The sequence below is a fragment of the Corallococcus exercitus genome, assembly GCF_042231735.1.
Lineage (GTDB): Bacteria > Myxococcota > Myxococcia > Myxococcales > Myxococcaceae > Corallococcus > Corallococcus exercitus_B.
Genome location: NZ_CP102577.1, coordinates 8,072,654 through 8,096,841, shown reverse-complemented (window position 1 = coordinate 8,096,841; position 24,188 = coordinate 8,072,654). Strand labels below are relative to the sequence as shown.

The window sequence follows — 24,188 nt, the reverse complement described above, 5'->3', positions numbered from 1 at the left end:
CGCTACTTGCAGCTCTTCGCGGGCATCGAGTCGATCCAGTCCGCGATGAGCTGCGAGCCCTCCTCGTGGCGAATCGTGCGGCCGATCTGCGGCATCATCTTGCCGTCCTCCACCGTGTGCAGCCGGTACCAGAGGATGGACTCCGCGTGGTTGCCGGGGAGGATGTCGAACTCGCCGCCCACGCCGCTGCCCGCGGAGCCCGGGCGCTTGCACTCGCCCAGGTTGAACAGGCTCGCGTTGTCGATGTCGAGGAACAGCTGGCTGGTGATGCCCGCCGTCCCCTTCGGGTTGTGGCAATGCGCGCAGTTGATGTCCAGGTACGTGCGCGCCCGCGTGGTCAGGTCCGCCGCCTGCGGGTCGAACGCGTCCGGCGCCTTTGGCACCTCCGCCGCGGCGGGCAGCCCGTCCAGCTTGCCCAGCGACGCCAGGTACTCCAGCTGGTCGCGCTCCACGCCGCCGTAGGTGTTCGTGCGGTGCAGGTAGCGCGCCTTCACGCCAATGGGGTGCATCACCTGCGCGCCCTTGTCGTCCACCAGGTGGTGGCACTGCTGGCACTGGTTCTTGGAGGGCACCGCGTACGTGAACGACCGGGTCTCCCCTTCCAGGTCGATGAACGTCACCTCGGCAGAGCCACCACCAGGAACCTGCGTTGCCTCCGTCTGCGCTTCGTTCCAGACATAAGGCCACGCCTCCCAGCCCGAGGGCTGGCGCACCAGGACGCGCGTCTCGATGACCCGCACGTCCTGGTCCGGCTTCCGCAGGTCCGCCGGGAAGGCGAACGTCTTCGTGATGAGCGTCCCCACCGGCAGGTCCAGCGCGGCCATGGGCTGGTAGTGCGCCGTCTTGCCGGGGGGGATGTAGAGGGTGCGTGACTTGACCGAGTAGTCGGAGAACAGCGGGGTGGACAGGGTGTAGGGCACGTTGCCCTCCACCGGGACCAGCCCCCCGTCCGCCGGGCTTCCGGTGAACAGCCCGTAGCCCGACAGCGTCTTGGGGATGACCAGCGGAGGGCCCGCGTCCGGTTCGCCCGCGTCAGGCGTTCCGGAGTCCACGGGCCCCGCGTCCGGCGCACCCGCGTCCGGTGTGCCCGCGTCGGGAACCCCCGCGTCCTCCGTTCCGGCATCCGGCACGGAGGTCCCCGCGTCGGGTGTGGGCCCGGGGCCTTCCGGGTCGGAGGAACCGCAGGCCGCCAGCGACAGCGCCAGCAGCACCACGGAGAGACGGGGGTTCACGAACGGCGTCCACATGGATGTCACGCTCCCTGACCGCGATTACTTGATGTTGTCGCCAATCGTCAGCGCGGGGCTGAAGCCCGCGCAGTTGAACTCGGCCTTGTCGGCGGCGTAGTGCCGCGTCTTGCCCCACGCGCCCACCAGGTCGCCCTTGCCCGCCAGGGTGGCGGCCGCCTGCAGGTCCAGGTCCACGATGGCCGTGGTGGTGCCCGTGGGCAGCGTGTTGTCGACGAAGCAGATGTTGATGGGGTTCAGCTGCCCGCGATCATGGCCGACCGGATCCAGGCCGTCCCACACCAGGTGCTCCACGCCGAGCGTGCCCTGTGTCTCGCCGTAGGCGTAGAGCGCCGCCAGGGCCGCGCCCAGAGGCCGCCGCGTCTGGCTCAGGTTGCCGTTGTCCACGTTGTCGCCGCTGCCACCCTGGAAGGTGTTGTCGTGGATGTAGATGTCCGCGCTCGCCCAGTTCCCGCCGGCCGCGGCCCAGTTCGCGGGGTTGGAGTCAATGGTGAGGCCGCTCAGCACCGCCACGTCCACCGTGTTGTTGTTGCCCCAGGTGTTGCCCGTCAGCTCCACGCGGCGCGACGCCAGCATGAACGTGCCCGTGCCCGCCGGCACCTGCGACACCGTGCTGCTGCTGGCCTGGACGGACGCGAAGTTGTTCCGGTTGTTGCCGGTGATGATGTTGTTCTTCACCCGGATGTCGGTCCCCTTGATGGGGTTGCCCGGAAGGTCGAACACCACCAGGCCCGTGGTGTTGTCCTGGGCCGTGTTGCCCAGCACGTAGGCGTACTTCGTGTTTTCAATCTCGATGCCCGCCACGTTCTGCTTCGCCACGCTGTTGCGCACGACGGCGTACTCCGTCTGGCCCACGTAGATGCCCGCGTCCGCGGCGTTGTACGCCTCGCAGTCCTCGATGAGGACGTACTTGGACTTCACCGGGTACAGGCCGTACTTGCCGTTGGTCTCCTTGTTGGCCTCCGCCCACTCCGTGCGCACGCGGCGCATCACCACGTCGGAGGAGGACTCCACGCGGATGGCGTCCTTCTTCGCGTTCCACACCGCCAGGTCGCTCACCGTGAAGCGGTGGCCCACCACATCCAGGCCATTGGAGTTCGCCTGAGCAGTGGTGAACACCAGCACCGTGCTGCTCGCCCCGCCCGTGCCCTCGCCCTTCACACCCTTGCCCGCGCCCACCAGCGTGATGCCGTTCTGACGGATGGTGATGGCGTTCTTGAAGGTGTACGTGCCCGGGGCCAGCTGGATGGTGGTGCACTCGGCCAGCGTGTTCACCTGGTTCTGGATCTCCTGCTCCTCGCCCGGCGCGAAGTTCAGCGTCGTCTGCGTCTTACCCTCGCAGGAGAAGTCGCCCGCGCTGCCGCCATCCCAGGCGATGCCCGTGTCCACGGAGCCCGCGTCACTGCCCGCGTCCGTGGTGCCCGCGTCGCTGCCCGCGTCCGTGGTGATGCCCGCGTCCACCTTCACGCCCGAGTCCGGCGTGGTGTCGTCGTCATCCGAGCAGGCGGTCAGCGAGAGGGCCCCAACCAGGGCCAGAAGGGTCGCGCTCGTTGCGCGGGTCCACTGCAAACGGGGCATGTCATTCCTCCGCGAGGCCGCTCCACATGGGGCCGCGGGCAAGCCCCCGGGCCCGCGAAGCAGCGGGAAGGCGGCATGCTCGGAGCAAAGACACACTCACGACAAGTACAAGTTACACGTTTGTGTTTTGACGCAGTCCCCCTTTGGCCACGCGAAAAAAGCACGCACACGCGGTAAGCCTATCGTTCGAAATGTGTCCGGAACGCAATTGACGCAAGGCTCCACGGCCGGCGCCCGGGCGGGCACGATGGCAGGGCCCTCGTGCTCCCCGGAGCCCACCCGGGCGGTCATCTTGAGAAACAGGTCGCGGCGCGGTTCCCCCTCTCCCGCGACGGAAGAAGGAGGACTCCCATGCGCGCAGGCACCCTGGTGACCCTGGTGGTGGCGTTCGCGTCCGGCCCGGCCATGACGGCAATGGCGCAGCAGGACGAAGCGGCGACTGCCCTGGAGGGCAATGACTCGCAGAGCCTGGATGAGCAGCAATCACTGACAGGGCATTCCGGTGATGGCACCTTCTGGGACAATTACTGGTATCAGCCGCCCGCGAACAGCGGCGGGTTCCAGCAGCCGCCCGCTGGCGGCTACGCGCTCCAGCAGCCCCTCGTCGGCTCGTACCAGCTGGAGCAGCCCCTCGTGGGTTCGTACCAGCTGGAGCAGCCCCTCACCGGCACGTACCAGCTCCAGCAGCCGTTGAACGGGACGTATCAACTGCAGCAGCCGCTCAACGGGACGTACCAGCTCCAGCAGCCGCTCAACGGGACGTACCAGCTCCAGCAGCCGCTCAACGGGACGCAGCCGCTGCGCCGCCGTTGAACGGAACGGGCACCCCTACTGGCGGGCGTTGAAGGTGTCGCACGCCTCCAGCGTCCCCTGCTCCAGGCCGCGCTTGAACCAGGTCATGCGCTGCGCGGCGGAGCCGTGGGTGAAGGACTCGGGGACGACGTAGCCCCGGGCGCGCTTCTGGAGGGTGTCGTCGCCCACGGCGCTGGCGGCGCCCAGGCCCTCCTCCACGTCACCCTGCTCCAGGATGTTGCGGTCCTTCTGGGCGTGGTTGGCCCAGATGCCGGCGAAGCAGTCCGCCTGGAGCTCCGTCAGCACGGAGAGCTGGTTGGCCTGCTCCTCGCTCGTGCGGTTGCGCAGCGACTGCACCTTGCGGGAGATGCCCAGCAGGTTCTGCACGTGGTGGCCCACCTCGTGCGCGATGACGTACGCGCGGCCGAAATCACCGGGCGCGCCGAAGCGGCTCTCCAGCTCGTCGAAGAAGCTCAGGTCCAGGTACACCTTCTGGTCGCCCGGGCAGTAGAACGGCCCCACCGCGCTCTCCTGCGCGCCGCACGCGGACTGCACCGCGTCCGTGAACAGCACCAGGCGCGGCTGCACGTAGCGCACGCCCTGCGGCTCCAGCAGGCGGGGCCACGTGTCCTCGGTGTCCGCGAGGACGACGGAGGCGAAGTCCTTCATCTTCTCCTGCTGGGGGTCCACGTTCCCGGAGCCGCCCGTGGCCGGATCCGAATACGGAGAGGTGCGCGAGCCGATCTGCACGTCGGACGGGTCCCCGCCCAGCAGCATCACCAGCAGCGCCACCACCAGCGACGCGGCGCCACCGCCCACCGCGAGCGGACGTCCGAAGCCACTTCCCCGCCGGTCCTCGATGTTCGAGCTGCGACGTCCGCCTTCCCACCTCATCCCGTGCCCCCTGAACGCGAAAGATGATCTGGAGACCAAGGTAGGCAGCGGGCCCTCCGTCAGCGACGGTGCGGCCCACGGCGGCCGGACGTCAGGAGGTTCCCAGGGCAGGCGGGCGGACGGGCCGTCGCCAGGACCGCCCGGCCTCCGCCCGGTCTACTTCCCGGCGGAGAAGCCCACCGCGCCGGAAGCCACGCGCGCGGCGGTGCCCAGGCGCTCCAGCAGGGCGGGACCGAAGTACTGGCGCCGGGACTCCCCCTGCCCCACGCGCACCTGCTCCGGCGTGTCCAGGTAGCCCACGTAGCCGTTGGCGAGCCCCAGCACGTGCGTGGCCCCGGAGAGGTCCGCCAGCGCCCGGCCCGCGCCCACGGTGGGCTCGCCCGGGACGGACAGCAGCTCCAGCGGCCCCAGCGCCAGCGCGTCCACCTCCGCCTCGCGCGGTGACGAAGCGCACAGGAAGTTGTCCCCCGCCGCCCGGGTGAAGGCCGGCACCAGCCGCGACGAGTCCGGCCGGGGCAGCGCCGTCACGACCCGCGCGAACGCCAGCCGCACGGGCCCCGCCTCGGGCACTCCGGCCGCCCCGTCCGCCAGCGCGGACAGCCTGCGCGCGAAGCCCAGGGCGCGCTCGGGGCCCTGGCCCTCGGAGAAGGCCACGGAGGCATTGCCCGCGCTGCCCTGCACGACCAGGGAGACGCCACCGCCCGCCTCCTCGCGCAGCGTGCTCAGCCGGCCCGGGTAGTCCGGATCCACCAGCGTCCGCTGCCGGGGAATGAGCGTGGCGTGCGCGGCGAACACCAGCAGCTCCGCCACCGGCCCCGCGGGCCCGCGAAACACCACCCGCGTGAGCTGGCCATCCGGGGCGTCGCCCCCGGAGCGGGAATAGACGAGCCCCGCGTCCGAGGCGCCGCCCACCTCCAGCCCCACGTCCGCCATCGACGCCGCGGCCTTCTCCAGCGCCTCGCTCGCGCCGGCCACCGCCGCGTTCACGGAGGCCTCCTGGTAGCGCCCCGTCCCGGACAGCTCGGCCACCCAGCGCGCGTCATAGCCTCCAAAAGAGGAGTGCGTGTGCGTGGCCACCACCAGCACCTCCTTCACCCCCGCCTTCGCGGCGCGCTCGCGCACCCGCGCCGTGATTTCCGGGGTCACGAAGAGCAGCTCCAGCGACACCACGCCCACGCGCGCCCCACCGGCCTCCAGCACCAGGGCCCTCGCATGGAGGGGCTGCTCGGCCTGGCTCGCCTCGGGCCGGGGCGGGGCATAGCCCGCCACCACCACCGGGAAGGGCGGGGAGAGGGCCACCTTCGCCGCGCCCGCCCGCAGGGGGCCTTCGCCACGCACCTGTGACAGCACCTCGGGCGTGCGTTCTTCCCACCTCCCGCACCAGTTCCACGAGGCAAGCGCGTAGGCGGCCCCCGCCGTTAGCAAGGCGAAGGGCAGCAGGGTGCGGAGGATGGAGCGCCGGAAGGAGGACATGCCGCGGGGAGCGTAACCCCTTGGCGCTTCCGGGCGGCGCCTACCTTTCAGGCGGCGGTACCTTGCCTGGCCTACAAGGGCCGACGTCGTCAGCAGGTGGAATACCTGGCTTCAAGGCGTGCGTTCCTGTTCCGCTTCGCGGTCGAAAGGGGTAAGGCAGCGCACCATGTGCGGCATCTTCGGAATCGTGGGTCACGGAGAGGCGTCCAACCTGACGTACCTGGGGTTGCACGCCCTGCAGCACCGCGGACAGGAGTCCGCCGGCATCGTCGCGTCCGACGGGCACACCCTGCGCGCGCACCGGCAGATGGGCCTGGTCGCGGACATCTTCACCGCGCCGGTGATTGAGAACCTTCCCGGTCAGGCGGCCATCGGCCACGTGCGCTACAGCACGGCGGGTGGCAGCGGCATCAAGAACGCCCAGCCGCTGTTCGTGAACTACGCGGGCGGCCAGTTCTCCATCGCGCACAACGGCAACCTCGTGAACGCGGCGGAGCTCAAGGCGGAGCTGGAGTCGGAGGGCGCGCTGTTCCAGTCGGACGCGGACACGGAGGTGGTGATGCACCTCCTCGCCCGCTCCAAGCTGCCCACCTTCGAGGCGCGCCTCGTGGAAGCGCTGCGCCGGGTGGAGGGTGCGTACAGCATCCTGCTCCTCACGGAGAACAAGCTCATCGCGGTGCGCGACCCCAACGGCTTCCGCCCGCTGGTGCTGGGCAAGATGAAGGAAGGCGCGTACGTGCTCGCCAGCGAGACGACGGCGCTGGACCTCATCGAGGCGGAGCTCGTGCGCGAGCTGGAGCCCGGTGAGCTGGTCGTCATCGAGAACGGCGTGCTGCGCGCCAGCATGCCCTTCAAGCCCGCCGCCCGGCTGGGCCGCTGCATCTTCGAGCACGTCTACTTCGCCAAGCCGGACTCCGTCCTCTTCGGCACCAGCGTCTATGAAGTCCGCAAGCGCCTGGGCATGCAGCTGGCGCGCGAGCAGCCCGCGGAAGCGGACCTGGTCATCGCGGTGCCGGACTCCGGCGTGCCCGCGGCCATCGGCTTCTCGCAGGCGAGCGGCATCCCCTACGACGTGGGCCTCATCCGCAGCCACTACGTGGGCCGCACCTTCATCGAGCCGCAGCAGTCCATCCGCCACTTCGGCGTGAAGCTGAAGCTGTCCGCCGTGCGCCAGGTGCTCAAGGGCAAGCGCGTGGTGGTGGTGGATGACTCCATCGTGCGCGGCACCACCAGCCGGAAGATCGTGAAGATGCTCAAGGCCGCGGGCGCCGTGGAGGTGCACCTGCGCATCTCGTCGCCGCCCACGCAGTGGCCCTGCTACTACGGCATCGACACGCCCAGCCGCACGGAGCTCATCGCGGCCAGCCACACCACGGAGGAGATCGCGAAGTACGTGACGGCGGACTCCCTGGGCTACCTGTCGCTGGAGGGCCTGGGCACCGCGGTGGAGGACCCGAAGCGGAGCACCTACTGCACCGCGTGCTTCTCCGGGCAGTACCTCACCGACAAGCTGACCCAGAACGCGGGCGCCGCCACCAAGCTCAGTGCCTGAGCCGCGAAGGCCGCGCCTACGGCAGTGACGCCGTGGGCGCGGGCGCCGGGGCCTTCCCGGCGATGAAGTCCCGCAGGTCCTCCGGCAGCGGCGACGCGAAGGTGACGGTCTCCCCGGTGCCCGGATGCGGGAACGTGATGCGCTCCGCGTGGAGCGCGTGCCGGGGCAGCCGCAGCCGCACCCACGCCTCCGGCTCCAGCGTGTGCTTGCTGAAGCGGTCGAAGTAGCCGGGGTCCGGCCCGTACATCTTGTCCCCCACCAGCGGGAAGCCCGCCTCGCGCAGGTGGATGCGGATCTGATGCTGCCGCCCCGTCTCCGGAAAGCAGCGCAGCAGCGCGAACGGCGCACCGCCTTGCGTGAAGCGCTGGAGCACCTGGAAGCGCGTGCGGCTGGGCTTGCCCGCCACCGGGTCGATGCGCACGGCGATGCGGATGAGGTCCGTGCCCTCCGCGATGGGCGCGTCCACGACGAAGGTGTCCTCGGAGGGCTGGCCCTCGCACAGCGCCAGGTACTCCTTGTGCACGTCGCGCGACAGGAACAGCCCGCCCAGCACGCGGCAGGACTCGGTGGTGCGGCCGCACACCACCAGCCCGCTCGTCTCGCGGTCCAGCCGGTGCGCGGGCTCCGCGAAGCGCTCACCGAAGCGCTCGCGCAACAGCGTCACCAGCGTGCCCTTGTGGTAGCGCGCGGTGGGGTGGATGGGCAGCCCCGCCGGCTTGTCCAGCACCAGCAGCCAGTCATCGGAGAACACGACGGGCAGCGCCGTGGGCGTCACGGGCTCCTGGCTCGCGGGGCGGCGGATGCGGAAGGTGAGCCCCGGGTACACGGGCGTGGAGGGCTTGAGCCGGTACTCGTCACACAGGACGCCGCGCAGGATGATGCCGCGCACGCGCTCCAGGTCCATGCGGCGGATCTTCTCGCAGAGGTAGCGGTCCAACCGCCACCCGGCGTAGTTCGGCTCCACCACGAACGGGATGTCGACGTAGCCATCAGGCACGACGGGAGCGGTGTCTTCGAGCATGGCGGACCCGAAGCTCTACCACGCTTCGGAACGAACAAGGCCGCCGGCCCCCGCGCACGAAGACGCGAGCACCCGGCGGCCTGACTGCTTTACGAACGCGTCCGCGTCAGCTCACCCGAAAGCGCGCTTCACCTCCACCACGCCCAGGAAGCGCGCGTACAGGTCCGCGATGCGCTCGCCCGTGCGGCCGTCCCACAGCTCCGGCACGCGGCCCTTCTTGAAGTCGCCGGCCAGCACGCGATTCGCGGCCTCGCGGATGCGTGCGGGGTCGGTGCCCACCACCTCGTTGGAGCCGACCTCCACGGTGATGGGGCGCTCGGTCTGCTCGCGCATGGTGAGGCACGGCACGTTCAGCGCCGTCGTCTCCTCCTGCAGGCCGCCCGAGTCCGTCATCACCAGCTTCGCCTGCGACGTGACGGACAGGAACTCCAGGTAGCCCATGGGGTCCACCAGCTTGAGCCCCGGCGTCTGCTCCAGCTTCGGGCCCAGGCCCTGCTCGGCGATCATCTTCCGCGTGCGCGGGTGCACCGGGAACACGACGGGCAGCTGTTTCGCCACCTCCATCAGCACGCCCAGCAGGCCCGCCAGCAGCTTCGGGTTGTCCACGTTGGACGGCCGGTGCAGCGTCGCCACCACGTAGCCCTTCGGCGTCAGGCCCAGGGTCTTCAGCGTGGGCAGCTGGTCGGCCTTCTCCTTGGACGACAGGAGCGAGTCGATCATCACGTTGCCCACCAGGTGGATGTGCTTCGGGTCGATGCCCTCCTTCAAGAGGTTCGCGTCCGCGTCGCGCGACGGCGTGAGCAGCAGGTCGGAGAGCCGGTCGGTGACGACGCGGTTGATCTCCTCCGGCTGGTGACGCTCGAAGCTGCGCAGGCCCGCCTCCACGTGGGACAGCGGGATGGCCAGCTTGGACGTGACGAGCGCCGCGGCGATGGTGCTGTTCACGTCACCCACCACGGAGACCAGGTCCGGCTTCTCCTGGAGGAAGACCTTCTCCATCTCCACCATCATCTTCGCCGTCTGCTCGGCATGGCTCCCGGAGCCGATGCCCAGGTGGATTTCAGGCGGAGGCAGGCCCAGGTCCGCGAAGAAGACGTCGCTCATCTTCGCGTCGTAGTGCTGGCCGGTGTGGATGACGAGCTGCTGCAGGGACCCGCGCGCGGAGATGGCCCGGTGGATGGGTGCCACCTTCATGAAATTCGGACGCGCGCCAACGATGTGGATGACCTTCTTCATGTCGCCCCGGAAGCTAGGCACGGCGCCATTTCTGGCCAGTGGTGGGCAACGGTCACCCGCCTCCCAGGCGCGGCGGGACGTCCTGAATCTGATAGATGCCGCCCCATGCCCGCCTCCCGCACCGTGGCCGTCATCCCCGCCCGCCATGCCAGCACCCGCTTCCCTGGCAAGCCGCTCGCCCTCATCGCCGGCCGCCCCATGGTCGAACACGTCTGGCGCCGCTGTCAGGAAGCCAGCGCCTTCGACGAGGTGTGGGTGGCCACCGACGACGCGCGGATCCGCGACGTCGTGGAGGGCTTCGGCGGCAAGGCGGTGATGACCAGCCCCGCCTGCCCCACCGGCACGGACCGCATCGCGGAGGTGGCCCGCTCGCGCCCGGACGTGGACGTGTGGGTGAACGTGCAGGGGGATGAGCCGCTCGTGGACCCCGCCGCCCTCAAGGTGCTCGCGGGCCTCTTCCAGGACGACGCGGTGCACATGGGCACCCTGGTGCGCCCCCTGGAGCCGGAGGAGGTGGACAACCCCAACGTGGTGAAGGCCGTGCTCGCCCTCAACGGCGACGCGCTCTACTTCAGCCGCGCCCCGGTGCCCCACGCCCGCGAGCCCGGCACGCCCGTCAACCGCTGGGCCCACCTGGGCCTCTACGGCTACCGGCGGGACACGCTGCTGAAGCTCGCCACGCTTGCGCCCACCCCGCTGGAGGAGGCGGAGAAGCTGGAGCAGCTGCGCGCCCTGGAGCACGGCCTGCGCATCCGCTGCGCCCAGGTGTCCTGGCGCACGGTGGCGGTGGACGTGCCGGAGGACGTGGCCCGCGTGGAGGCCGTGATGCGCGAGAGCGCGCCGGCCTTTAGATGACCGGCAGCTCGTCCGGCTCGTCGCCCTTGGGGAAGGCCGCGTCGATGCGCTGGAGCTCCTCCTGCGTGAGCTTCAGCGAGGCCGCGCTCGCGTTGTCGCGCACGTGCGCCACGTCGCTCGCCTTGGGGATGGCGAACACGGAAGGTCGGCGCACGAGGAACTGGAGCGCCACCTGGAACGGCGTCACGCCGTGCGCCTTCGCGATGGACGCCAGCACCTTGCCGCCCGCGCTGGTGGGTGACGGGAACTGCCCGTTGCCGAACGGGCTGTAGGCCACCACCGCCACGCCCTGCGCCTCGCACCACGGGACGACGGCGTGCTCGATGGCGCGCTCCTCCAGGTGGTACAGCACCTGGTTGCACGCGATGCGCCCCTTGCCCGCGAGCGCCAGCACCTCCTCCAGGTCCTCCACCCCGAAGTTGCTCACCCCCCAGGAGCGGATCTTCCCGGCCGCCACCAGCTCCTCGAAGGCCTCCACCGTGCCCTCCAGCGGGTGGGAGCCGGGCCAGTGCAAGAGGTAGCAATCCAGCCGGTCCGTGCCCAGCCGCTTCAGGCTGCGCTCGCAGGCGGCCACCGCGCCCCTGCGCGTCGCGTTGGACGGCATCACCTTGGAGACGAGGTACACCTCGTCGCGCCGGCCCGCGATGGCCTTCGCCACCAGCGTCTCCTCCACGCGGCCGTGCCCGTAGAGCTCCGCGGTGTCCAGGTGCGTGAGCCCCAGGTCCAACCCGGCGCGCAGGGCGCGGATGGCTGCTTCCGCGTCGTCCTCCTCCATCTGCCAGGTGCCCTGTCCGATGACGGGCACCGCCACCCCGGTGTTGCCAAAGACGCGCTTCTCCATGGCCCCTCCTCGCGTGGAACGCTTCCTGGAATCCCCTCCGGAATACCACCCGGGCCTCCCGCCTGCATCCCGGCCCTGCGCCGCCGGCCGGGCTGCACGCCCTCCGACAGTCCAGTAGGCTCCGCCGGTGCCTCCCTCCGTCACCGCTCCGACATCCCGCCGCGCCTCCGGGGTCACCGCGCGCCGCCTGCTGGCCCTCGCCCGCCCCGAAGTCGGCACGCTGCTGTCCGCCACCGTCTTCCTGCTCATCAGCAGCGGCGCCAGCCTCGTGTACCCCCAGGGCGTCCGCGTCCTCATCGACGAGGCCCTCAACGCGAAGAACCGCGACCTCATCGACAAGGCCGCGCTCATCATGCTGGCCGTCTTCCTGGTCCAGGGCGTCGCGACCGCCCTGCGCTACTACCTCTTCACCACCGCCGGCGAGCGCGTGGTCATGCGCCTGCGCCAGGACTTCTTCCAGCGCCTCATGGACCAGGAGGTGGCCTTCTTCGACACGCACCGCACCGGAGAGCTCACCAGCCGGCTCGCCTCCGACACCACCGTGCTCCAGAACACGGTGAGCGTGAACATCTCCCAGGGGCTGCGCAACGCCGTGCAGGTCCTGGGCGGCATCGTGCTGCTCTTCTACACCTCCGCCTCGCTCACGTTCCTGATGCTCGCCATCGTGCCCCTCGTCGTCGTGGGCGGCATGGTCTACGGCCGGCGCGTGCGCGGGCTGTCGCGCGACGTGCAGGACGCGCTCGCCAAGGCCAGCGAGGTCGCCGAGGAGAGCCTGTCCGGCCTGCGCACCGTGCGCTCCTTCGCGGCGGAGCCGTCGGAGGTCGCGCGCTACGGCAACACCGTGCGCCACGCCTACGAGGTCGCCCGTCACCGCGCGCGCCAGTCCGCCGCCTTCTTCGGCGGCGCCTCCAGCGCGGGCTACATCTCCGCGGTGGTGGTGTTCTGGTACGGCGGCCGGCTGGTGGTGAACGGCGAGCTCACCGTGGGCGCCCTCACCTCGTTCCTCATCTACACGATGCTCGTGGCCATGTCCCTGGGCTCCCTGGCGGACCTCTGGGCGGACTTCATGCGCGCCTCGGGCGCCGCCGAGCGCGTCTTCGAGTTGATGGACCGCACCCCCGCCATCCCCGCCACCGAGGGCGAGCGCCCCGCCACCGTCGAGGGCCGCGTGGACCTGAAGGGCGTGCACTTCGCCTACCCCACGCGCCCGGACGTGCCGGTGCTCCAGGGCATCGACCTCACGCTCAAGGCCGGCGAGGTCGTCGCCGTGGTGGGCTCCTCCGGCGCGGGCAAGTCCACCCTCGCCGCCCTCCTGTCCCGCTTCTATGATCCGCTCCAGGGCCAGCTGCTGCTGGACGGACGCCCCCTCCAGTCCCTGGACCCCAGCTGGCTCAGGCGCCACGTGGGCATGGTCGCGCAGGAGCCCCTGCTCTTCTCCTGCTCCATCGCGGACAACATCCGCTACGGCCGCCCGGACGCCACCGACGCGCAGGTGGAGGCCGCCGCCCGGGCCGCGAACGCGCACGACTTCATCCAGCGCTTCCCGGAGGGCTACCGCACGGAGGTGGGCGAGCGCGGCGTGCAGCTGTCCGGCGGCCAGAAGCAGCGAGTGGCCATCGCGCGGGCCGTGCTCAAGGACCCGCGCATCCTCATCCTGGATGAAGCCACCAGCGCCCTGGACGCGGAGAGCGAGCACCTGGTCAAGGACGCCCTGGACCGCCTGATGCAGGGCCGCACCACGCTCATCATCGCCCACCGCCTGTCCACCGTGGCCAACGCCCAGCGCGTGCTGGTGCTGGAGTCAGGCCGCGTGGTGCAGAGCGGCACCCACGCCACCCTCATGACGCAGGACGGCTTGTACCGCCGCCTCGTGGAGCGCCAGGTCGTCGCCGCCTGAACGCTCGTTCCCCGGACGGGCCCCCGACAGGCCCTGAAGACGCCGCGCTCTTCGTGGCGCGAAAAGGGGGCACGCATTATCTCTGCTGCCGCAAGAAAGGAGGTGATGCCTTGAACGACAGCAAGATCAAGGCGTCCACCTCCGTCGCGGTGGCCCGCTAACGCGGTGTCTCCCCGGCGGAAGTGACGCCTGCGGTAACGAGTCGCCCCCGCCTTTGCCGGCGGGGGCGACTTTTTTTGCTCCCCTTTCCTACCGGGAATGTCCTGCCCACCCACGGGTTCGTGGCCGCCGGGGGGAAGCGCCATCCACGACCGTCGTGGTCGCCTGCCGGAGAACTGCCGTGTCCATCACGCCGTGCCCCATCCCCCTGCCCTCCGCCCTCCGTGATGAAGAGACGGTGGATGACCAGCGCAACCTTTTTTGTCCCAACTACGACGCCTGCCTGCACCAGGTCGTGAAGAAAGGCTGGGAAGGCTGGAGCTGCCGGGGGTGCGACCTGCGGCGCTTCCGCGTGGGCCAGCCCACCGCCCAACAGTTCGCGGTCGCCCGCCCTGGCGGTTGGGACGCGCAGTGAAGGGCTGAGCTCGCGGGTCGGGGCCAGCCGGCCGTCCGTGCGTCAGAGAATATTTGACGCCCCCTGGCCTCCTTGGCAGGAAGGGACATGCGCTCCAAGAAAACCAAGTTCATCTTCGTGACGGGCGGCGTGGTCAGCTCGCTGGGGAAGGGACTGGCCTCCGCATCCATTGGCGCCCTCCTCGAGAACCGCGGCCTGGACATCACCCTCATCAAGCTGGATCCCTACATCAACGTGGATCCGGGCACGATGAGCCCCTTCCAGCACGGCGAGGTCTTCGTCACCGAGGACGGTGGCGAGACCGACATGGACCTGGGCCACTACGAGCGGTTCACCCACGCCCGGATGAGCCGCCTCAACAACTTCACGTCCGGCCGCATCTACAACGCGGTCATCACCAAGGAGCGCCGCGGGGAATACCTGGGCAAGACGGTCCAGGTGATTCCGCACGTCACGGATGAGATCAAGGCCAGCATCCGCCAGGCCGCTCAAGACGTGGACGTCGTCATCGTGGAGGTCGGCGGCACGGTGGGCGACATCGAGTCCCTGCCCTTCCTCGAGGCCATCCGCCAGATGCGCTACGACGTGGGCAGCCAGAACGCCGTCTACATCCACCTGACGCTGCTGCCGTACATCGGCGCCGCGGGTGAGGTGAAGACCAAGCCCACGCAGCACTCGGTGATGAAGCTGCGCGAAATCGGCATCCAGCCGGACTTCCTCCTGTGCCGCACGGACCGGGAGATTTCGCGCGAGCTGAAGGACAAGATCGCCATGTTCTGCAACGTGGACAACGGCAACGTGTTCACGTCCCCGGACGTGCGCAGCATCTACGAGCTGCCCCTGGAGCTGCACCGCCAGGGCCTGGATGAGCGGCTGGCGGAGGTGCTCAACATCTGGAGCCGCGCCCCCCACCTGGAGAAGTGGGAGACCATCGTCCGCAAGATCTACGAGCCCGCGCGCGGGGAGGTCACCGTCGCCATCGTGGGCAAGTACGTGAACCTCACGGAGAGCTACAAGAGCCTCAACGAGTCCCTGCTCCACGGCGGCATCGCCAACGACGTGCGCGTGAAGCTGCGCTTCGTGGACAGCCAGGACGTGGAGGCGCAGGGCCCGGAGAAGACGCTCGAGGGCGTGGACGCGGTGCTCGTGCCCGGCGGCTTCGGCGTGCGCGGCACGGAAGGGAAGATCGCCGCGGTCCGCTACGCGCGGGAGAACAAGCTTCCCTTCTTCGGCATCTGCCTGGGCCTCCAGATGGCCGTGGTGGAGTTCAGCCGCACCGTGCTGGGCCTGAAGGGCGCCAACAGCCTGGAGTTCGACGAGCACACCCCGCACCCGGTGGTGACGCTCATGGAGAGCCAGGTGAAGGTGCAGGACAAGGGCGGCACCATGCGCCTGGGCAGCTACGCGTGCGCGCTCAAGCCCGGCAGCGTCGCGCACAAGCTCTACGCCAACGACTCCATCCAGGAGCGCCACCGCCACCGCTACGAGGTCAACAACACCTACCGCGGCCGTCTCCAGGAGGCCGGGCTCGTCATCTCCGGCCACAACCCGGAGCTGAACCTGGTGGAGATGATTGAGCTGGCGGACCATCCGTACTTCGTCGGCTGCCAGTTCCACCCGGAGTTCAAGAGCAAGCCCTTCGCCCCCCACCCCCTGTTCTCCGGCTTCATCGGCGCGGCGCTCGCCCAGCGGGACGCCACCCGAGCCCAGCCCCCCGCCACCCCGGTGCGCTCATGAGCAACACCCCCTCCATCGAGCTGTGCGGCCACAAGGTCGGCCCCGGCCAGCGCCTCTTCGTCATCGCCGGCCCGGACAGCATCGAGTCCGAGGAGATGGCGCTGCGCCACGCCCACCTCCTCAAGGGCATCACCGCCCGGCTGGGCGTCCCGTATGCCTTCAAATGTTCCTATGACAAAGCCAACCGGACCAGCGGCAAGTCCTTCCGCGGACCCGGTTTGAAGGAAGGTCTGAGAATCCTGGACCGTGTCCGCCGGGAGGTGGGTGTACCCGTTCTCACGGACGTCCATGAAACCAGCCACGTCGGGCCTGCCGCTGAAGTCGTGGATATCATCCAGATACCCGCCTTCCTCTGCCGCCAGACGGACCTCGTGGAGGCGGTGGCCCGCTCGGGCAAGGGGGTGAACTTGAAGAAGGGACAGTTCGTCGCCCCCAAGGACATCGTCCACTCGGCGAGGAAGGCCGTGGAGACGGGCAACCCCAACGTGCTCGTCACGGAGCGGGGCTCCTCCTTCGGCTACAACAACCTCGTCGTGGATATGCGCGGCTTCGCCCAGATGCGCGAGGCCGGCCTCGTGGTGTGCATGGACGCGACCCACGCGGTCCAGCTCCCCTCCTCCAGCGACGGAAAGACAGGCGGTGAGCGCCGGTTCGTCTCACTGCTCGCCCGGAGCGCCGCCGCCGCCGGGATTGACGCTTTATTCACAGAAGTCCACGAAGACCCCGACCGTGCCCTGTGTGACGGTCCGTGCTCGCTCAATCCACAGATGTTCGAGGACGTGGTACGAGATGTGCTCAGCATCCGCCGCGCGCTGGGTCACGAAGCCAGTTGATGGACGCGAAAGGTGAGGAGGCCATGCAGACGGAAGCGCCTTCCAAGCCAGGCAAGGAAGAGCTGACGTCCCGTGCGTCGCGAGTGCGACTGCTCGTGTTCGACGTGGATGGCGTCCTCACCGACGGCGGGCTGTACTACGGCGACAACGGCGAGGTGATGAAGCGCTTCAACGTGAAGGACGGCCATGCGCTCGTCATGGCCCGGCTGGTGGGCCTGCCCGCCGCCATCCTCACCGCGCGCTCGTCCCGCATCGTGGAGGCCCGAGGCCGGGAACTGGGCCTCGCCGCCATCTTCCAGGGCCGCAAGGAGAAGGGCCCCGCCCTTCAGGAATTGCTCGCTCAACTCCAAATACCCGCGAACCAGTGCGCGTATATGGGAGACGACCTCAACGACCTGGACCCCATGTCGCTCTCCGGGCTTTCCGCCTGTCCTGCGGATGCAGTTCCAGAGGTGCGCCAGGAAGCGGACTTCGTTACGCAGAACGTGGGCGGTCACGGAGCCGCCCGTGAGCTGGTTGAGCTGTGCCTCCGTGCCAGTGGCCGTTGGGATGACGCCGTGGGTCTGATGCGAAGCACAGGTAAACGCAGCACGTCGTAGGGTGGGTTGATCAAACCCCGCATTCAAGGTAGGTGTTTATTTCCATGGCTAGTGGAACGATGCAGTCCGAGGGGAGTACGGCGATGACGGACCAGCTCTACACGACGCACGACATCAGTCGGTTGCTTCAGGTGGACCCGTCGACAGTGAGCAAGTGGATCGACCGGGGCATCCTGATGGCCTTCCGCACGCCGGGTGGCCACCGCCGGGTGCGCTCGACCGACCTGCGCACCTTCCTGGTCACCCACCAGATGCCCGTGCCCGAGGAGCTGGGCAGCAGCACGGTGCGCCTGCTGGTCGTGGACGACGAGCGGCCGGTGCTGGACGCCATCAAGCGCGCCTTCAAGCCGCACGCGAACCAGGTGGAGCTCCAGACGACGACGAGCGGCGTGGAGGCCCTGCTGCTCGTCTCCGAGCAGAAGCCGCACGGGATGATCATCGACCTCAACATGCCGGACATCGACGGCATTGAGGTCTGCAAGCGCATCCGCGCGCGCAAGCAGATGGAGGGCGTGCGCCTCATCACCATGACGAGCAATCACACGCCCGACGTGGTGGAGCAGTCCAAGCAGGCCGGCGCGGTGGCGTGCCTGCCCAAGCCGCTGGATGTGACGCAGGTCATGGAGCTGTTCCGCGTGCCGCTGGCGCTCAACACTGCTCGCAAGTAAAGGGACGGGGGCTTCCGCCGGCCACCGCGGAAGCCCCCGGGTCGCAAGGCTGCTTGCGGGAGTCGCCGCGCCTCGCCGTAGCGAGGGCAGCGGCCTCCCTGATGGGAGGATGCTCGCGCATCCATCGCGGGTGTTGATGCATGCGCATCAACCCTGGACCTTCACCTCGACGACGCGGGGCTTGGTCTCCTCGCGGCGCGGCAGGGTGAGGGTGAGCACGCCATTGTCGTAGCGGGCCTCCACGCGGGTGGCATCCACCGTGTCCGGCAGGCGGAACTGGCGCGCGTAGACACCCGAGGCGCGCTCCTGGCGGCGCAGGGTGCTCCCTTCCGGAACGTCTTCCGCCTTGCGCTCGGAGCGCACGGTCAGCACGCCGTCCTCCACCTTCACCTGGATGGCCTTGGCGTCATGGCCCGGCAGGTCCACGCGCAGCGTGATGCCGGACTCGGCCTCCAGGATGTCCGCCGCGGGCGTGACGGTGCGCTCGGCGTCGTTGCGGACGCCCAGCTCGCGGAAGAGGAAGTCGAAGTCGCGCAGCAGCGGGTGGGTGACAGCGGCGTTGTTGAAGGGATGGCGAGCGGTCAGCATGGTCTTCTCCTGAGCGTGTCGTCCCATGGGACGCACGTTGTGCGGGTTCACAGTCGTTGTTGAGTCGGGCGTCCGGGGCCCCGTTTCTTCGGGGGTGCCCGGCAGCGCCCTACAAGACTCAAGAGAACCATGGTTCGGGACGTGTCAAGCAACGGCCCCCGCCGTCCTGGAGCCCTCCCAAGGCCCCCTCACGCCCGCCCGCCTGCCCTCCTGCCAGGAGGCCGCCGGCAGGGGCTTCAGTCGTCGTCGCGGCCCAGGAAGACGCTGGCGCCGTCGTCGTCCCGGGTGACGCGCACCTGCCAGGGGCGGCAGCAGACGGGGCAGTCCTCCACGTAGGACTCGGAGGAGGCGCCCAGCGAGTCCACGTCGACTTCGACCTCTTCACCGCAGTAGGGGCACAGCTGGGTGGCGGCGTCCGCGAAGGGCTGCATGGGGCAAGCCTCCTTGCTCCCGAGGCATGTTCCCATGCCTTCAGGGCATGTTCATTGACGTGGACTGAGCGTCCGCGCCATCAGACGCTAGAATCCCCACCCCATGGCTCCCCCTTCCCGGAATCGCATCGCGGACATCCTCGTCAAGGCACGCGTCATCGACGAGTTGCAGCTACGCAGCGCGCTCGCGTCGCTGGACCAGTGGGGCGGCCGCGTGTCGCGCGTCGTCGCGGACCTGGGCCTGGCGTCCGAGGAGACCATCACCCAGGCCATCTGCCAGGGCCTGGGAATGCCGCGCGTGCAGCTGGGCAACCTGACGAAGGACGCGGCCGCGCTGGCGCGCGTGGACGTGGGGCTCGCCGAGCAGAAGGGCATCTTCCCCGTGCAGCTCAAGGACAACGGGAAGACGCTGGTGCTGGCCATGTCCGACCCCACGGACCTGGCCACGTTGGACCAGGTCGCGGCGCGCAGCCGCGCCCGCGTGGTGCCCATGGTGGCGGGCGACCGTGAAATCGAGCACGCCATCCTGCGCCACTACCGCGGCCAGGAGCCGGTGGAGAAGAAGCGCTTCAAGCCCGACACGAACAAGCAGCAGGACGCCGGCGAGCTCCCGGAAGAGGAGGAGTTCAAGGTCGTCGACATGAGCGGCAAGACGGTCGTCAAACGCATCAGCGACATCGTCGACCCGAACGCCGCGCCGCCGCCCGCCGCGCCCGCCCAGCGCGCGGCCCCCGCGCCAGCGTCCGCCGCCGCGAGCGCGGGCTCCAGCGCCTCGGACATCCTGGATGAAATCCTCGCGGGCGGCTCGCCCACCTCCGAGTGGACGGAGGAGGACCTGGCCCGGCTGCAGACGGTGCAGCAGAACCAGGAGAAGAGCTCCAAGATTCTCCGCGCCCTCCTGGAGCTCGTCTTCGAGAAGGGCGCCGTGCAGCAGCGCGAGCTGGCCGCGCGCATGCGCGTCTGAAGCCCCGCTGCCTGCTCTTTCAGCCCACCTCGCGCAGCTCGCGCGCGGTGAGCCCCAGCAGCGTGAGGATGGTGTCCAGCCCGCCGGCGGAGATGGACGTGTCGGCGGCCTCGCGCAGCTTCGGCTTGGCGCGGAAGGCGATGCCCAGGCCCGCCTTCTCCAGCATCAGCAAGTCATTGGCCCCGTCGCCCACGGCGATGACCTGCTCCAGGAGGATGCCCTCCTGCTTCGCCAGCGTCTCCAGCAGCTCCGCCTTGCGGCGCGCGTTGACGATGGTGCCCACGGTCCTGCCGGTGAGCTTCCCGTCCTGCACCTCCAGCGCGTTGGAGTACGCGAAGTCGATGCCCAGCCGCTGCTGGAGCGCCTCCGCCGCCACGGAGAAGCCGCCGCTGATGACCGCGGTGCGGTAGCCCAGGCGCCGCAGCACGCGGATGAGCGTCTCCGCCCCTTCGGTGAGCGGCAGGTTCGCGGCCAGGTCGTGCAGCACGCGCGCGTCCAGCCCGGCGAGCAGCGCCACGCGCTGGCGCAGGGACTCGTCGTAGTCCATCTCCCCGTGCATCGCGCGCTCGGTGATGGCGGCCACCTGGGCGTGGACGCCGTACGCCCGCGCCAGCTCGTCGATGACCTCGATGCGGATGAGCGTGGAGTCCATGTCCATCACCACCATCCGCTTGCCCCGCCGGTAGAGGCTCTCGCGCTGGAGGGCCACGTCGAACGTGGGGCTCGCCATGGACAGCGACAGCAGCGCGCGCTTGAGCGCCGCGGGATCCGCGTCCGGCGGCAGCGTGACGTGCAGCTCCACCGCCGCGAGCGGCGTCTCGCTCAGCCGGGTGATGCGCTCCACGCGCGCGTGCCCCGCCGCCAGCGTCCGCGTCAGCGCCTGCACGTCGCGCACGCCCAGCGCCTTGCCCGTCGCGGTGACGACGTAGCGCAGCGGCTCCGGCCCCATGGGCGGAGCGGATGGGGGCACCGCGCGCACGTCCACCGTGACGCCCAGCTCGCGGGCCAGCTCGGGGAGCGCCTGGAGGGCCTCCCCCACCCGGGCGCCCTCGGGCAGGCGCACCCAGAGGGCCAGGGTGAGCAGGCCCTGCACCACCACCTGCTCCACGTCGAGCAGCTCCGCGCCCGCGTCCGCGAGCAGGCCGGTGAGGCGGGCGGTGGTGTCGGGGCCGTCCCTGCCGGTGACGGTGAGGAGGACGCTGTCGGAGGGGCGCGTGTGCATGGGCGCGCCGCAGTCTGACAGGTCCATGCCGCGACGAGCGAGCCTCGTGAGACGAGGCCCGCCTGCACGGCCGACAGCTACTCCTGCGTCGGATCCGACGACACGATGAGCGAGCCGCGGTCCAGGTACTCGCGCTCCGGGAAGGCCTTGTAGAAGTCCTCCAGCATCGCGTCCACGTCCGGGTAGCGCTGCTCGCGCTTGTCCTGCGTGGCCTTGTCGAAGAGCTGATCCAACCCGCTGGGCGCCTCCGGGTTCACCTCCGAGGGCAGCGGCGAGCGGCGGCCCGGAATCTGACCGGTGAACATCTCGTAGAGCAGGATGCCCAGGCCGTACACGTCCGCGGACGGGCCCGGCTCCTTGGCGCCCCGGTTCATCAGCTCCGGCGCCATGTACACCATGCCGCCCGTGCCCACGAACACCTGGGGCATGCCCTTGGTGGCGTCCACCTCCACCACGCGGCTCATGCCGAAGTCCGCGAGCTTCGCGTTGCCGTACGCGTCGAAGAGGACGTTCTCCGGCTTGATGTTGTGGTGGGTGAGCCCCGCGGCGTGCGCGGCCCGCAGGCCGTACGCCAGCTGCAGGAAGGTGCGCAGCGCGTGCGGCACCTCGATGCCCTTGCCGCCCGAGGCCTCCAGCCGCTCCTTCAGGCTGCCGCGCATCAGCTCCACCACGAAGTAGGGCCGCGCCGAGTCCACGTTCTGGTCGAGGATCTGCACCACGCCCGGGTGGCGCACCTGCGCCTGCGCGCACAGCTCCTTCTTCAGGCGCTTGAGGACCTCACCGCGCTGCAGGAAGGAGAAGTAGCCGAAGATGTCCTTCAGCTCCTTGATGCAGATGTCCAGCCCCAGGGCGTTGTAGCGGCCCTTGAAGACCGTGCCCAGCGGCCCCGTGCCAATGGGGTCGAACTTCTGGTAGCGCAGGTCCAGGTCGCTGGCACCCTTCGCGGCGGCAGCGGCGGCGGCATTGGGGACCGGGGCTGCGGGAGCGGGCGTCGTGGCGGGAGGGGGCATCGGAGCGGGCGCGGCGGAGAGCGGAGGGGTGATGATGAGCGGCTGGGACGCGCTGGGGATGGGCGCGGTCACCACGAGGGGCTGGGGAACCGGCGCGGGCGTCGGCGGCAGCCCGATGAAGGTCTCCCGGCGTCCTTCCGCCGGGCCCTCCTGGCGGGAGACCGGCTGCGGCTGTGGCGTCGCGATGGGCGCCGGCTGCGCGGGCTGCATCTGGGTCGCGGCCTGCGCCAGGTCCAACGCCGGCATCGCCACGCGGTGCGTGCGCGACGGCGGCACGGGCGGCGGCCCCACCTGGGACTGGGCGGCGGAGGACGCGTCCACCTCCGCCTCGTCCAGGAGCAGCTCCGGCGGTGGCGGCGGGACGCTCATCGGCTCGTCCTCGTCCAGCGGCCGGCCAATGTGCGTGGCGTCCTCCGCCGGGAGGAGCTGATCCGCGAAGAAGTCGTCGACCTCCGACGCGAAGCGGTCCTGCAGGTCCCCCTCCACCACCCGCTCCCCCTGTTCGGTGAGCTTGAGCTGGGCCTCGCGGTCCATGGCGATGTAGTGGAACTTGCGCAGGAAGAAGAAGTAGCTGTCGAACTCCAGCGAGACGGACGGTTCGAGGGCGGCCTTCACGTCGGCCAGCTTGTTCGAGCGTCCCAGGCGGCCGTTCTCCCGCAGATTCTGCAGGATGAGCAGCGCCTCGCCACTGACGGTGTCACGATGGATGGCGGGCTTCGTCATGGGTGCCGCGGACTCTACGCGGCACCCGCCCGGCGCTTCAACGTCTGGTGCGTCGAAGAAAGCGCCCCGGGCCCCGCCGGCCTACCGGATGCGCAGGAGCTGCTTCACCGTCTCCAGCACTTCCACGAACCGCACGGGCTTGCGCAGGTAGATGTCCACCCCCAGCTGCATCGCCCGCTCCTGGGCCTCCTTGCCGCCCGCGGAGATGGCGATGACCGGGATGCCCTTGAGCTCCTCCTCTTCCCGGATGCGCTCCACCAGGGCGAAGCCGTCCATCACCGGCATGTAGAGGTCCAGCATCACCAGGCTGAAGCGGTCCTCGCGCAGCCGCAGGAGGGCGTGGTGCCCGTCCGGCGCGAAGTGGACCTCCAGCGGCACCTTGCCGTGCAGGTCGTTGCTCGCGAGCTTCTTCAGCACGTAGCTGTACATCTCGATGATGTGTGGGTTGTCCTCGACGATGAGCACACGGTACCCGTCCTGCTCCGAAGGGGTCACCGCGCTGTCGTTGGGTCCCGCCGAACTCAAGATGTCACCCAGTCGCCGCCGGTCCTGCTCGCTCTCCACACGGATGCCCACGCCGCCCGGCTGATCGGGCGCGGCGATGCGCACCCACGCCACCGTCCCGCCGACTTCTACCGGATCCAGCAGTCCCGGGAAAGAAAGAGCAAGTCGAAGCTCGTCCCCCACCGCGAAGAGCTGCTCGGTCTGGACGAAGAAGCCTCCGGCGGAGAGGTTTTCCGTCACGTCCCGCAGTGGACGCCCATGTGGGTAGTCCACCCGGAGGACGGTGGGGACACGAGGGTGCTGCCGCTGGTCCGCAGGGTCCGGGCTCATAACAAGGGGTTGAAATCGCTCGGAAATTTGCTGATGGCGGTCCAGTCTACCGCCGAGGGTTTATGTTGACAACGAAGCCATTGCGGCAATACGTACGGCCCGCCATGGCGGAGCCCCTGTTCACTCCTGAAGAGCAGAAGAAGTTCGACGCGGGGATCGCGGAAATCCTCTCGCACTACCCCCCTGATCGCAAAAGCGCCGGCATGCTTCCCGCGCTGCGCCTGCTGCAGGACCTCAAGGGGTGGTTGCCTCCTGAAGGTCTTCGGCTGGTGGCGAAGAACCTGGAGGTCACGCCGGAGCGCGCCTACGAGGTCGCCAGCTTCTACGTGATGTACCACCTCAAGAAGCCGGGCAAGTACGTCATCGACGTCTGCACGAACCTCTCCTGCTCCCTCTGGGGCGCGGAGAAGATGCTCGCGTACCTGGAGCAGAAGCTGGGCCTGACCGCCGGGGAGACGAACGACAAGTTCACCCTGCGCGAGACCGAGTGCCTGGCGTCCTGCGGGACGGCGCCCTGCCTGCAGATCAACGAGGATCACCACGAGCGGCTGACCCAGGCGAAGCTGGACGCCATCCTGGCCAAGCTGTCGTGAGTCGCCCCTCCTCCCCCTCGCTTTCC

The 24,188-nt window shown here is 69.6% G+C and carries 23 protein-coding genes; 11 read left to right on the top strand and 12 right to left on the bottom strand.

Annotation, left to right across the window (positions count from 1 at the left end; genetic code table 11):
- Positions 1-2 precede the first annotated feature (2 nt).
- Both NR792_RS32535 and NR792_RS32530 read right to left on the bottom strand, forming a co-directional pair.
- Positions 3-1,232, bottom strand: coding sequence for an SO2930 family diheme c-type cytochrome (locus NR792_RS32535; protein ID WP_375756602.1), 1,230 nt, complete (start codon positions 1,230-1,232; stop codon positions 3-5).
- 39 nt (positions 1,233-1,271) lie between these two features.
- Positions 1,272-2,825 carry a parallel beta-helix domain-containing protein gene (locus NR792_RS32530; protein ID WP_375756601.1) on the bottom strand — a complete coding sequence of 518 codons (1,554 nt, stop codon included), beginning with the start codon at positions 2,823-2,825 and terminating at the stop codon, positions 1,272-1,274.
- Positions 2,826-3,176: 351 nt separating this feature from the next.
- Here NR792_RS32530 and NR792_RS32525 point away from each other — a divergent pair, with 351 nt between their 5' ends.
- Positions 3,177-3,638, top strand: coding sequence for a hypothetical protein (locus NR792_RS32525; protein WP_375756600.1), 462 nt, complete (start codon positions 3,177-3,179; stop codon positions 3,636-3,638).
- 15 nt (positions 3,639-3,653) lie between these two features.
- Here the strand turns inward: NR792_RS32525 and NR792_RS32520 are convergent, their stop codons facing one another.
- Both NR792_RS32520 and NR792_RS32515 read right to left on the bottom strand, forming a co-directional pair.
- Positions 3,654-4,511 (bottom strand): neutral zinc metallopeptidase, encoded by an 858-nt coding sequence (locus NR792_RS32520; protein ID WP_375756599.1) that lies wholly within the window; start codon positions 4,509-4,511, stop codon positions 3,654-3,656.
- Positions 4,512-4,667: 156 nt separating this feature from the next.
- On the bottom strand, positions 4,668-5,984 hold the full coding sequence (locus tag NR792_RS32515) for a neutral/alkaline non-lysosomal ceramidase N-terminal domain-containing protein (RefSeq protein WP_375756598.1): 1,317 nt from the start codon (positions 5,982-5,984) through the stop codon (positions 4,668-4,670).
- Between the two features lie 166 nt (positions 5,985-6,150).
- Here NR792_RS32515 and purF point away from each other — a divergent pair, with 166 nt between their 5' ends.
- The gene (gene purF, locus NR792_RS32510) at positions 6,151-7,536 is read left to right on the top strand and encodes an amidophosphoribosyltransferase (protein ID WP_375756597.1); all 1,386 of its coding nucleotides are present in this window, start codon (positions 6,151-6,153) and stop codon (positions 7,534-7,536) included.
- A gap of 16 nt (positions 7,537-7,552) precedes the next feature.
- Here purF and NR792_RS32505 read toward each other — a convergent pair whose 3' ends face one another.
- Both NR792_RS32505 and wecB read right to left on the bottom strand, forming a co-directional pair.
- Positions 7,553-8,557 carry an RluA family pseudouridine synthase gene (locus NR792_RS32505; protein ID WP_375756596.1) on the bottom strand — a complete coding sequence of 335 codons (1,005 nt, stop codon included), beginning with the start codon at positions 8,555-8,557 and terminating at the stop codon, positions 7,553-7,555.
- Between the two features lie 111 nt (positions 8,558-8,668).
- Positions 8,669-9,793, bottom strand: a complete 1,125-nt coding sequence (wecB, locus tag NR792_RS32500; protein WP_375761728.1) for a non-hydrolyzing UDP-N-acetylglucosamine 2-epimerase — start codon at positions 9,791-9,793, stop codon at positions 8,669-8,671.
- Positions 9,794-9,898: 105 nt separating this feature from the next.
- On the opposite strand from wecB, the gene kdsB reads away from it, so the two are divergent.
- Positions 9,899-10,648, top strand: a complete 750-nt coding sequence (gene kdsB, locus NR792_RS32495) for a 3-deoxy-manno-octulosonate cytidylyltransferase (protein WP_375756595.1) — start codon at positions 9,899-9,901, stop codon at positions 10,646-10,648.
- Here kdsB and NR792_RS32490 read toward each other — a convergent pair.
- Positions 10,641-11,489: an aldo/keto reductase gene (locus tag NR792_RS32490; protein WP_375756594.1), complete on the bottom strand. Its 849-nt coding sequence runs from the start codon at positions 11,487-11,489 to the stop codon at positions 10,641-10,643. The genes kdsB and NR792_RS32490 overlap by 8 nt on opposite strands.
- A 127-nt stretch (positions 11,490-11,616) precedes the next feature.
- Between NR792_RS32490 and NR792_RS32485 the strand changes: the two genes are divergently transcribed.
- The 6 genes from NR792_RS32485 to NR792_RS32460 all read left to right on the top strand — a co-directional run bounded on the left by NR792_RS32485 (position 11,617) and on the right by NR792_RS32460 (position 17,797).
- Entirely contained in the window at positions 11,617-13,386 is a 1,770-nt protein-coding gene (locus NR792_RS32485) for an ABC transporter ATP-binding protein (RefSeq protein ID WP_375756593.1), read from the top strand.
- 340 nt (positions 13,387-13,726) lie between these two features.
- Complete coding sequence (locus NR792_RS32480) at positions 13,727-13,960, top strand: hypothetical protein (RefSeq protein ID WP_120560722.1); 234 nt, start codon at positions 13,727-13,729, stop codon at positions 13,958-13,960.
- An 87-nt stretch (positions 13,961-14,047) separates the two neighbouring features.
- Positions 14,048-15,697 carry a CTP synthase gene (locus NR792_RS32475; protein WP_375756592.1) on the top strand — a complete coding sequence of 550 codons (1,650 nt, stop codon included), beginning with the start codon at positions 14,048-14,050 and terminating at the stop codon, positions 15,695-15,697.
- Complete coding sequence (gene kdsA, locus NR792_RS32470; RefSeq protein WP_375756591.1) at positions 15,694-16,530, top strand: 3-deoxy-8-phosphooctulonate synthase; 837 nt, start codon at positions 15,694-15,696, stop codon at positions 16,528-16,530. The genes NR792_RS32475 and kdsA overlap by 4 nt, the downstream gene beginning before the upstream one ends.
- A 23-nt stretch (positions 16,531-16,553) precedes the next feature.
- Positions 16,554-17,129, top strand: a complete 576-nt coding sequence (locus tag NR792_RS32465; protein ID WP_375761727.1) for a KdsC family phosphatase — start codon at positions 16,554-16,556, stop codon at positions 17,127-17,129.
- 44 nt (positions 17,130-17,173) lie between these two features.
- Complete coding sequence (locus NR792_RS32460) at positions 17,174-17,797, top strand: response regulator (RefSeq protein ID WP_120550420.1); 624 nt, start codon at positions 17,174-17,176, stop codon at positions 17,795-17,797.
- Positions 17,798-17,944: 147 nt separating this feature from the next.
- On the opposite strand, the gene NR792_RS32455 is transcribed toward NR792_RS32460, so the two are convergent.
- Together NR792_RS32455 and NR792_RS32450 are read right to left on the bottom strand one after the other, a co-directional pair.
- Positions 17,945-18,385 carry an Hsp20/alpha crystallin family protein gene (locus NR792_RS32455; RefSeq protein WP_375756590.1) on the bottom strand — a complete coding sequence of 147 codons (441 nt, stop codon included), beginning with the start codon at positions 18,383-18,385 and terminating at the stop codon, positions 17,945-17,947.
- Positions 18,386-18,621: 236 nt separating this feature from the next.
- Positions 18,622-18,816: a CPXCG motif-containing cysteine-rich protein gene (locus NR792_RS32450; protein ID WP_375756589.1), complete on the bottom strand. Its 195-nt coding sequence runs from the start codon at positions 18,814-18,816 to the stop codon at positions 18,622-18,624.
- A gap of 103 nt (positions 18,817-18,919) precedes the next feature.
- On the opposite strand from NR792_RS32450, the gene NR792_RS32445 reads away from it, so the two are divergent.
- Positions 18,920-19,780 carry a hypothetical protein gene (locus NR792_RS32445; protein ID WP_375756588.1) on the top strand — a complete coding sequence of 287 codons (861 nt, stop codon included), beginning with the start codon at positions 18,920-18,922 and terminating at the stop codon, positions 19,778-19,780.
- Between the two features lie 19 nt (positions 19,781-19,799).
- On the opposite strand, the gene serB is transcribed toward NR792_RS32445, so the two are convergent.
- The 3 genes from serB to NR792_RS32430 all read right to left on the bottom strand — a co-directional run bounded on the left by serB (position 19,800) and on the right by NR792_RS32430 (position 23,569).
- Positions 19,800-21,002 carry a phosphoserine phosphatase SerB gene (gene serB, locus NR792_RS32440; protein ID WP_375761726.1) on the bottom strand — a complete coding sequence of 401 codons (1,203 nt, stop codon included), beginning with the start codon at positions 21,000-21,002 and terminating at the stop codon, positions 19,800-19,802.
- A gap of 77 nt (positions 21,003-21,079) precedes the next feature.
- Positions 21,080-22,735 (bottom strand): protein kinase, encoded by a 1,656-nt coding sequence (locus NR792_RS32435; RefSeq protein ID WP_375756587.1) that lies wholly within the window; start codon positions 22,733-22,735, stop codon positions 21,080-21,082.
- A gap of 81 nt (positions 22,736-22,816) precedes the next feature.
- Positions 22,817-23,569 (bottom strand): TIGR02266 family protein, encoded by a 753-nt coding sequence (locus NR792_RS32430; RefSeq protein ID WP_375756586.1) that lies wholly within the window; start codon positions 23,567-23,569, stop codon positions 22,817-22,819.
- A gap of 104 nt (positions 23,570-23,673) precedes the next feature.
- Here NR792_RS32430 and nuoE point away from each other — a divergent pair, with 104 nt between their 5' ends.
- On the top strand, positions 23,674-24,162 hold the full coding sequence (gene nuoE / locus NR792_RS32425; protein ID WP_223740680.1) for an NAD(P)H-dependent oxidoreductase subunit E: 489 nt from the start codon (positions 23,674-23,676) through the stop codon (positions 24,160-24,162).
- Positions 24,163-24,188 lie beyond the last annotated feature (26 nt).